Annotated in this window: 7 protein-coding genes and 1 pseudogene; all 8 read left to right on the top strand. The window is 64.7% G+C overall.

Annotated elements, in window-relative coordinates; all coding sequences use genetic code 11:
• Positions 1–1,228, top strand: a 1,228-nt coding sequence (urtB, locus tag WCB02_RS32175) for an urea ABC transporter permease subunit UrtB (RefSeq protein ID WP_423964608.1), incomplete at its 5' end; no start/stop codon positions are given.
• Positions 1,225–2,394 (top strand): urea ABC transporter permease subunit UrtC, encoded by a 1,170-nt coding sequence (urtC, locus tag WCB02_RS32170; RefSeq protein WP_423964606.1) that lies wholly within the window; start codon positions 1,225–1,227, stop codon positions 2,392–2,394. The genes urtB and urtC, both read left to right, overlap by 4 nt.
• 4 nt (positions 2,395–2,398) lie before the next feature.
• Complete coding sequence (gene urtD / locus WCB02_RS32165; RefSeq protein ID WP_423964603.1) at positions 2,399–3,160, top strand: urea ABC transporter ATP-binding protein UrtD; 762 nt, start codon at positions 2,399–2,401, stop codon at positions 3,158–3,160.
• A gap of 98 nt (positions 3,161–3,258) precedes the next feature.
• Positions 3,259–3,954 (top strand): urea ABC transporter ATP-binding subunit UrtE, encoded by a 696-nt coding sequence (urtE, locus tag WCB02_RS32160; RefSeq protein WP_423964600.1) that lies wholly within the window; start codon positions 3,259–3,261, stop codon positions 3,952–3,954.
• 53 nt (positions 3,955–4,007) lie between these two features.
• Complete coding sequence (locus WCB02_RS32155) at positions 4,008–4,844, top strand: urease accessory protein UreD (protein ID WP_423964598.1); 837 nt, start codon at positions 4,008–4,010, stop codon at positions 4,842–4,844.
• A 26-nt stretch (positions 4,845–4,870) separates the two neighbouring features.
• Complete coding sequence (locus WCB02_RS32150; RefSeq protein WP_423964596.1) at positions 4,871–5,173, top strand: urease subunit gamma; 303 nt, start codon at positions 4,871–4,873, stop codon at positions 5,171–5,173.
• A 127-nt stretch (positions 5,174–5,300) separates the two neighbouring features.
• Entirely contained in the window at positions 5,301–5,606 is a 306-nt protein-coding gene (locus tag WCB02_RS32145; protein ID WP_423964594.1) for an urease subunit beta, read from the top strand.
• 120 nt (positions 5,607–5,726) lie between these two features.
• Positions 5,727–5,842 (top strand): annotated as a pseudogene (locus tag WCB02_RS32140) (phosphohydrolase); the annotation flags it as partial.

The following is a 5,842-nucleotide window of genomic DNA, read 5'->3' as shown; positions in this document are numbered from 1 at the left end:
GTTGTCGCCGGATCCAGCGACGAGAATTTCGGCCGCGCAATCGGTGTTCAAGTCCCACGAGGAAGCGCTGCTGCCGGTGGTCGACAGCGCGCTCGCCAAGGAGACCAACAAGACGGCGAAGGCTGCGCTCGACGACGCGCGCGCAGCCATCATCTTGTTCAAATCCGACGCCTCCGAAGACGACAAGATCAAGGCCATCGCAACGATCCGGGCCCTTGGCGACCAGGACGCGCTCGCGATGCTGAGCGACATCGGCAGCGACCAGCCGCCGAACGTGACCAAGGCGGCGGCGAGCGCGATCGCCTCGATCCAGAACACGCTCGCGATCTGGTCGACCGCGCAGAACGCCTGGTACGGGCTGTCGCTCGGCTCGGTCCTGCTGCTTGCCGCGATCGGACTTGCCATTACCTTCGGTGTGATGGGCGTCATCAACATGGCCCATGGCGAGATGGTGATGCTCGGGGCCTACACCACTTTCGCGGTGCAGGAGGTGATCCGCACCAGTTTTCCCGCATTGTTCGACTATTCGCTCCTGATCGCGGTGCCGCTGGCCTTTCTGGTGGCCGGCGCGATCGGGGTCCTGATCGAGCGCTCGATCATCCGCTTCCTCTACGGCCGGCCGCTGGAAACTTTGCTCGCGACCTGGGGGCTGTCGCTGGTGCTGCAGCAGGTGGTGCGCACCATGTTCGGCCCGACCAACCGCGAGGTCGGCAACCCGTCCTGGATGAGTGGCGCGTTCCAGTTGGGCCAGATAACCATCACCTATAACCGGCTCTGGATCCTGTGCTTCACGCTGGCGGTGTTCGCTGTCCTGCTGGCCATGCTGCGCTATACCGCGCTCGGGCTCGAGATGCGCGCGGTGACGCAGAACCGCCGGATGGCCGCCTCGATGGGGATCGCGACATCACGCGTCGACGCGCTGACCTTTGGTTTGGGCTCCGGGATCGCCGGCATCGCCGGCGTGGCGCTGTCGCAGATCGACAATGTCAGCCCCAATCTCGGTCAGAGCTACATCATCGACTCCTTCATGGTGGTGGTGTTCGGCGGGGTCGGCAATCTGTGGGGCACCCTGGTCGGCGCCTTCACGCTTGGCATCGCCAACAAGTTCCTGGAGCCGGTGGCCGGCGCCGTGCTTGGCAAGATCGCGATCCTGGTGCTGATCATCCTGTTCATCCAGAAACGTCCGCGCGGCCTGTTCGCGCTGAAGGGACGGGCGGTGGAAGCATGACGCCGCATCTCATCACGCGATCGCTCGATCGCGCCGCGACCATCTTCGTGCTGGTGGTCGCGGCCTGTGGAATCCTGATTCCGCTGTCCAACCTGTTGCTGCCGGCGGGCTCGGCCTTTCAGGTGCCGACCTATCTGGTGGCGCTGTGGGGCAAATATGTCTGCTACGCCATCCTGGCGCTCGCGATCGACCTGATCTGGGGCTATTGCGGCATCCTCTCGCTCGGCCATGGCGCGTTCTTCGCGCTCGGCGGCTACGCGATGGGCATGTACCTGATGCGCCAGATCGGAAGCCGCGGCGTCTATGGCAATCCGATCCTGCCCGACTTCATGGTGTTCCTGAACTATCCGAAGCTGCCCTGGTACTGGCACGGCTTCGACATGTTCTGGTTCGCCGCGCTGATGGTCGTGCTGGTGCCAGGTCTGCTCGCATTCTGCTTCGGCTGGCTGGCATTCCGCTCCCGCGTCACCGGCGTCTATCTCTCGATCATCACGCAGGCCATGACCTACGCGCTGCTGCTGGCCTTCTTCCGCAACGATTTCGGCTTCGGCGGCAACAACGGCCTGACCGATTTCAAGGACATCCTCGGCTTCAACGTGCAGGCCGACGGCACGCGCGCGACGCTGTTCATGCTGAGTTGCCTGGCACTGATCATCGCCTTCTTCATCTGTCGGGCGGTCGTCACCTCGAAGCTCGGCAAGGTCCTGATCGCGGTGCGCGACGCCGAATCCCGCACCCGCTTCCTCGGCTACCGCGTCGAGTCCTACAAGCTGTTCGTGTTCACGCTGTCGGCCTGCATGGCGGGCGTGGCCGGCGCGCTCTATGTGCCGCAAGTCGGCATCATCAACCCGTCCGAATTCGCGCCGGGCAATTCGATCGAGGCGGTGATCTGGGTCGCGGTCGGCGGCCGCGGCACGCTGATCGGAGCCGCGATCGGCGCCATCGTCGTCAACTATGCCAAGACCTATTTCACCTCAGGGCCGCTCGCGCCATACTGGCTGTTCATGCTGGGCGCGCTGTTCATCCTGGTGACGCTGTTGCTGCCCAAGGGCATCGTCGGCACCTTCAACACCTGGTGGGAGCCGCTCAGGGCCAGACGGCTGGCGCCCAACGACGAAAGTGCCGCACGCGAAGACGGCGTCAGCGAACCGAACATGGCGGAGTAGGCGCATGAACGTCATGGATGCCCGCGCCACCTCCGCGCTGCTCTATCTCGACGGCGTGCACGTCTCGTTCGACGGCTTCCATGCCATCAACAATCTGTCGCTGACGCTCGCGCCCGGCGAGATGCGCGCCATCATCGGCCCAAACGGCGCCGGCAAGACCACGATGATGGACATTATCACCGGCAAGACCAAGCCGGACGAGGGCACCGTGCTGTTCGACGGCGTCACCGACCTGACCCGGCTCGACGAGACCCGTATCGCCGAACTCGGCATCGGCCGGAAATTCCAGAAGCCGACCGTGTTCGAGAGCCAGACCATCGAGGACAACCTGCTGCTCGCGCTCAATGTCGATCACAGCGTCAAGGGCACGCTGTTCTGGCGCGGCAGCAAGGCCGAGTCCGACCGCATCGAGCGGGTGCTGGAAACCATCCGCCTGACCGATGCGCGCAATCGGCTGGCGGGCAGCCTGTCTCATGGCCAGAAGCAATGGCTCGAAATCGGCATGCTCCTGGCGCAGGACCCGAAACTGCTGCTGGTCGACGAGCCTGTCGCCGGAATGACCGACGTCGAGACCCACCAGACCGCCGAGCTGTTGAAGGAGATCAACAAGGAGAAGACGATCATGGTGGTCGAACACGACATGACCTTCGTTCGCGAGCTCGGTGTCAAGGTGACCTGCCTGCATGAAGGCACCGTGCTGGCGGAAGGCACCATCGATCAGGTATCGTCGAACGAGCGCGTGATCGAGGTGTATCTTGGAAGATAGCGAATGGCGGGCAGCGAACAGAACCATGGTGCAGCGGCAATGAAGACCCGAACCGTTCGCCATTCGCCATTCGCCATTCGCGGGACCAGAGGTCGCCGATGCTGAACGTCGAAAATATCAGCCTCTATTACGGCGCGGCGCAGGCGTTGCGCGGCGTCTCGGTCTCGGCGCAGCCGGGCAAGGTGACCTGCGTGCTCGGGCGCAACGGTGTCGGCAAGACCTCGCTGCTGCGCGCCATGGTCGGCCAGTATCCGATCGCCTCCGGCACCATCACACTCGACGGTGTCGACATCACGGGCCTTAAACCCTATGAGCGCGCGAGGCGTGGCATCGGCTTCGTTCCGCAGGGCCGTGAGATCTTTCCGCTGCTGACGGTGGAGGAAAACCTGAAAACCGGCTTCGGTCCGTTGAAGCGCGAGGACCGCCACGTCCCCGACGACGTGTTCTCGCTGTTTCCGGTGCTGCAATCGATGCTCGGCCGGCGCGGCGGCGACCTCTCCGGCGGCCAGCAGCAGCAGCTGGCGATCGGCCGCGCGCTGGTGATGCGGCCAAAACTGCTGCTGCTCGACGAGCCGACCGAAGGCATCCAGCCCTCGATCATCAAGGACATCGGCCGGGCGATCTCCTATTTGCGCAATCTCGGCAATATCGCCATCGTGCTGGTGGAACAATATCTCGACTTTGCCTGCGAGCTCGGCGACAATTTCGCCGTGATGGACCGGGGTGCGGTGAAATTCACCTGCGATCGCGCGAATCTCGACCCCGGGGAAATCAGCCGCCAGATGGCGCTGTAGCGGCGAGTGTGACGCGGCCGGCACGGGGTGCGTTCGACCGGGGGGCAGGGTAGATGCGGAGCGAACTTTCCGGCGCATCGGCAGCGGTGTTTGCGGCCAACCGCGCTCGCGGCGCTGTCGCCTTCGACGTCCAGCTGCAGGATGGCGTGACGCGCCGCCGCGCCTTGCACGAATCCGGTTCGCTGCGTGTGCGCTTCCCCTCGGCCGAAGGAGGTGGGCTGTCGGCGGTCTTCGTCAACACGGCAGGCGGCATCGCCGGCGGCGACCGCTTTGATATCGACATCGCGGCAGGACCGGGCGCACAATTGACACTGACCACGGCGGCTGCGGAAAAGGTCTATCGCGCCGTCGGGCCGGCTGCTGAACTTGGCATCAGCCTGAGGGCTGACGACGGCGCACAGCTCGCCTGGCTGCCGCAGGAGACCATCCTGTTCGACCGGGCGCGGCTGTTGCGGCGGATCGAGATCGATCTTGCTGCGAGCGCCTCGCTGCTGCTGTGCGAGATCGTCGTATTCGGCCGCGCTGCGATGGGCGAACGGATGAGCCACGGCAGTTTTATCGATCGCTGGCGGCTGAGGCGCGACGGCAGGCTGGTATTCGCCGAGACCGTGCGGCTTGACGGCGACGTCGGCGGGAAGCTTGCGGCGTCGGCGATCGCCAGCGGCGGCGCCGCGGTCGGCACCGCGCTGATCGTCCCCGGCGATGAGAGTCTGGTCGAGCGGATTCGCGAATTGTCCGGATCGTTCGGCGGCGAGGTCGGCATCTCGGCCTGGAATGGATTTGCAATGGCGCGCTTCTGCGCCCAAGATGCCGCCCGGCTACGCGCCGATATGATGGCGGTGCTCGGCCGCGCCTCCCACGTGCCGCTGCCGCGGCTCTGGCTCAATTAGACCGGTCAAACCAATCGAGTGCCTGCATGAATTTGTCTCCTCGCGAAAAGGACAAGCTTCTGATTTCGATGGCGGCCATGGTGGCGCGGCGCAGGCTTGAGCGCGGCGTCAAGCTGAACCATCCCGAAGCCATTGCCATCATCTCCGATTTCATCGTCGAAGGCGCGCGCGACGGTCGCACCGTGGCCGAACTGATGCAGGCCGGCGCGCAGGTCCTCACCCGCGCGCAGGTGATGGATGGCATTCCCGAGATGATCCACGACATCCAGGTCGAGGCGACGTTTCCGGACGGGACCAAACTCGTCACCGTGCATGAGCCGATCCGGTGATGGGAGCGGATTTCATTGATTCCGTCATGCCCGGCCTTGTTCCGGGCATCCACGTTCTTTGAAGTCAAGACGTGGATGGCCGGGACAAGCCCGGCCATGACGCAAGGTCTACTACGAGGTGCCAGTCATGATCCCCGGCGAATTTTTTATCCAGGACGGCGAAATCGAGCTCAATGCCGGCCGCAAGACGGTGACGCTGACGGTCGCCAATAGCGGCGACCGTCCGATCCAGGTCGGTTCACACTATCATTTCTTCGAGACCAACCCGGCGTTGAAATTCGATCGCAAGAAGGCCCGCGGCATGCGGCTCGATATCGCGGCCGGCACCGCGGTGCGGTTCGAGCCCGGCCAGACTCGCGACGTGCAACTCGTGGCGCTCGCCGGCAAGCGCACCGTCTACGGCTTTCGCGGCGACGTGATGGGCAAGCTGTGATCGCAAGTGAGGAGAACCATGGTAGGGCTCCCTCCCCCTTGCGGGCCCCGCAAGGGGGAGGGAACGCGACCGCCAGCGCGTGCCACGCGCTGCGCGATGAACCGGGCGAGCCGTAGCGCGATGCTCTCCCCCGTCCGTCTCGTCTCGGAAGCCGCCGAGCTTGCCGCGCGCCGCCATAGCGGCCAACGGCGTAAGGGCCGCGGCGAAGAGCCCTACATCAACCATCTCGCCGAGGT

The organism is Bradyrhizobium sp., assembly GCF_049581145.1.
GTDB lineage: Bacteria > Pseudomonadota > Alphaproteobacteria > Rhizobiales > Xanthobacteraceae > Bradyrhizobium.
This window is presented reverse-complemented; position numbering and strand designations above follow the sequence as displayed.

Excerpts from the sequence above, each read along its gene's own strand:
- urtE (WP_423964600.1), top strand. The coding sequence starts at position 3,259 with ATGCTGAACGTCGAAAATATCAGCCTCTATTACGGCGCGGCGCAGGCG.
- urtC (WP_423964606.1), top strand. The coding sequence starts at position 1,225 with ATGACGCCGCATCTCATCACGCGATCGCTCGATCGCGCCGCGACCATC.
- WCB02_RS32155 (WP_423964598.1), top strand. The coding sequence starts at position 4,008 with ATGCGGAGCGAACTTTCCGGCGCATCGGCAGCGGTGTTTGCGGCCAAC.
- WCB02_RS32145 (WP_423964594.1), top strand. The coding sequence starts at position 5,301 with ATGATCCCCGGCGAATTTTTTATCCAGGACGGCGAAATCGAGCTCAAT.
- urtD (WP_423964603.1), top strand. The coding sequence starts at position 2,399 with ATGAACGTCATGGATGCCCGCGCCACCTCCGCGCTGCTCTATCTCGAC.
- WCB02_RS32150 (WP_423964596.1), top strand. The coding sequence starts at position 4,871 with ATGAATTTGTCTCCTCGCGAAAAGGACAAGCTTCTGATTTCGATGGCG.